Here is a 2,171-nt window from a genome sequence, read left to right as displayed (position 1 = left end):
TGGTGGAATTGTGCAGATTATGAAGCTTTGAAGCAAAAATATACTACCGGGGCGATCGCCCGTTTGAGCGAATATTTCAATTTAACACCAGAGGCGATCGTCCATCAAGAATCAGCTACACCCCGCACCTTTGCGCGTTATACAGCCAGAGATAGAGGCATGGTAGGAGGCATCGGCCAGCGAATACCCACCTTCGGACCCTTCGGCTTTGCCAATCGCACACCAATTCAAAACCTCTGGTTAGTCGGCGACTCCACCCATCCCGGAGAAGGAACCGCAGGAGTCTCCTATTCTGCTTTAACAGTCGTGCGCCAAATGAACGCAGAATTTTAATCTATTAATGACAACAAAACCTGTAATTGCTTTTTTCAGCACTCTCCTGAGCATCCTCAAACTATCTGGTGTTTTCAATATAGTTTCGCCCCAGCTAGCCAAGGCTCAATCGACAAAAATAAATACGGATAAAGCATGACTCTTCGCTGTATTGCTGGTGTTGATACGCCTACCACAGGGCGTATTGTCTTGAATGGGCGATCGCTTTTTGATTCAGACAAAAATATTAACCTCCCCAGCCACCAACGCCTGGTCAATCAAAATCGCCTCTTTCGATAGTTTTTTACTAACATTTGCTAACAAATACGGTTTAATTCAATACAGAAAACCCAAAGTATATCCTCTAGATTTCATAGATTAAGTCCATCATTTATTCACACTACTCGATGTTCAAACTATTTTTGAGGAGCATTACATGAGCAAAACCGAAGTAGAAGTGCGGCCGCCATACGTATATAGAGGTTGGCAAGCAAAACTTGCCAATTACTTTAAGTTTAACTTCTACCGCACTAATTTCCGAACAGAGATTTTGGCTGGTGTCACCACCTTCATGACCATGGGATATATCCTGGTTGTGAATCCGATCATTCTCTCAAACGCCATATTTCTGGAAAAATCCGGTGATTTATTTTCTCAATTAGTCGTAGCCACTGCCATTGCCTCAGCAATCTCTACCTTTTGCATGGCAGTTTTTGCCAACTATCCCTTTGGACTGGCACCCGGTATGGGAACAAATGCCTTTTTTGCCTTTTCTGTAGTATTGGGCTTGAAGATTGACTGGCGGCTGGCCCTCTCCTGTGTGTTCGTTCAGGGTTTAATTTTTATGGCCTTGACTTTTACTGATGTGCGGCGCTTATTGATTCAAGCAATTCCGTCCTCAATTAAACACGCAACTGCCGGTGGAATTGGATTGTTTATCGCCTACATCGGTTTGTCGGGCGATGTTACTAAAGGTGGGGCAGGGCTGATTGTGAGCAACGAAGCCACGAAGACTGCTTTCGGCAGCTTTGGAGAGCCAAATACTTTGCTCGCAAGCATCGGGATTCTGATCACGGCAGGGTTAGTTGTGCGACAAGTCAAAGGTGCATTGCTGTTGGGGATTGCCAGCACCGCTATCTTGGCTTGGGTGCTCCATGTTTCACCCCCTCCAACTGGACTGTTTGCAATGCCTACAATGCCAACGGATCTTTTTGGGCAAGCAATTATAGGATTGCAGAATCTGAATGCTCAAAACTTTGTTGATTGGATTGCAGTGTTGTTAGTATTCTTGTTTGTCGATATTTTTGACACTATTGGCACTCTCACGGGTGTAGGGATGCGAGCTGGCTATATTACCACGGATGGGCAACTGCCCAGAGCAAATCAAGCGCTGATGGCAGATGCGATTGGCACAACAGTCGGACCACTGTTTGGCACTTCTAGCGTCACTGCCTATGTTGAATCGGTTGCGGGTGTTGCAGAAGGTGGACGCACCGGATTTACGGCATTGGTGATTAGTGCATTATTTGTAGTAGCACTGTTCTTCATTCCGGTGATTCAAGCGATTCCAGCGTTTGCGACAACTCCGACATTGGTGATTGTTGGGGCAATGATGCTGGCAGAAGTGAGGGAACTTGACTGGGATGACATGGCTGAGGTAATTCCGGCGTTTCTGACCATTTTTATGATTCCGCTAACCTACTCAATCGCTGAAGGGTAGGGGGCTGAAAAATTTTTGGTAGACACCTATTGACATTCTTCCCGGATTGGGTAACTATTAAGTTGTAGTATTATTTGAATGCGAGGTAGTAATTGTCAACAAATCACCGGATGAGTTGAGTTTTGAACAGGAATTAGTT

3 protein-coding genes and 1 pseudogene are annotated in these 2,171 nt (G+C 45.3%); all 4 read left to right on the top strand.

Going from position 1 to position 2,171, the window contains the following annotated elements; all coding sequences use genetic code 11:
- Positions 1–333: pseudogene (locus AAFP11_RS30235) on the top strand (C-3',4' desaturase CrtD); the annotation flags it as partial.
- Positions 334–340: 7 nt separating this feature from the next.
- Positions 341–472: a hypothetical protein gene (locus tag AAFP11_RS30230; protein WP_341740318.1), complete on the top strand. Its 132-nt coding sequence runs from the start codon at positions 341–343 to the stop codon at positions 470–472.
- Positions 469–612 carry a hypothetical protein gene (locus tag AAFP11_RS30225; RefSeq protein ID WP_341740317.1) on the top strand — a complete coding sequence of 48 codons (144 nt, stop codon included), beginning with the start codon at positions 469–471 and terminating at the stop codon, positions 610–612. Before AAFP11_RS30230 ends, AAFP11_RS30225 begins: the two co-directional genes overlap by 4 nt.
- A 136-nt stretch (positions 613–748) precedes the next feature.
- Positions 749–2,032 carry an NCS2 family permease gene (locus AAFP11_RS30220; RefSeq protein WP_341740316.1) on the top strand — a complete coding sequence of 428 codons (1,284 nt, stop codon included), beginning with the start codon at positions 749–751 and terminating at the stop codon, positions 2,030–2,032.
- Positions 2,033–2,171: the final 139 nt, after the last annotated feature.

The sequence above is a fragment of the Microcoleus sp. CAWBG640 genome (assembly GCF_020883015.1).
GTDB classification, from domain to species: domain Bacteria; phylum Cyanobacteriota; class Cyanobacteriia; order Cyanobacteriales; family Microcoleaceae; genus Microcoleus; species Microcoleus anatoxicus.
The sequence above is the reverse complement of the archived record's forward strand: the minus strand, read 5'-3'. Positions and strand labels throughout refer to the sequence as shown.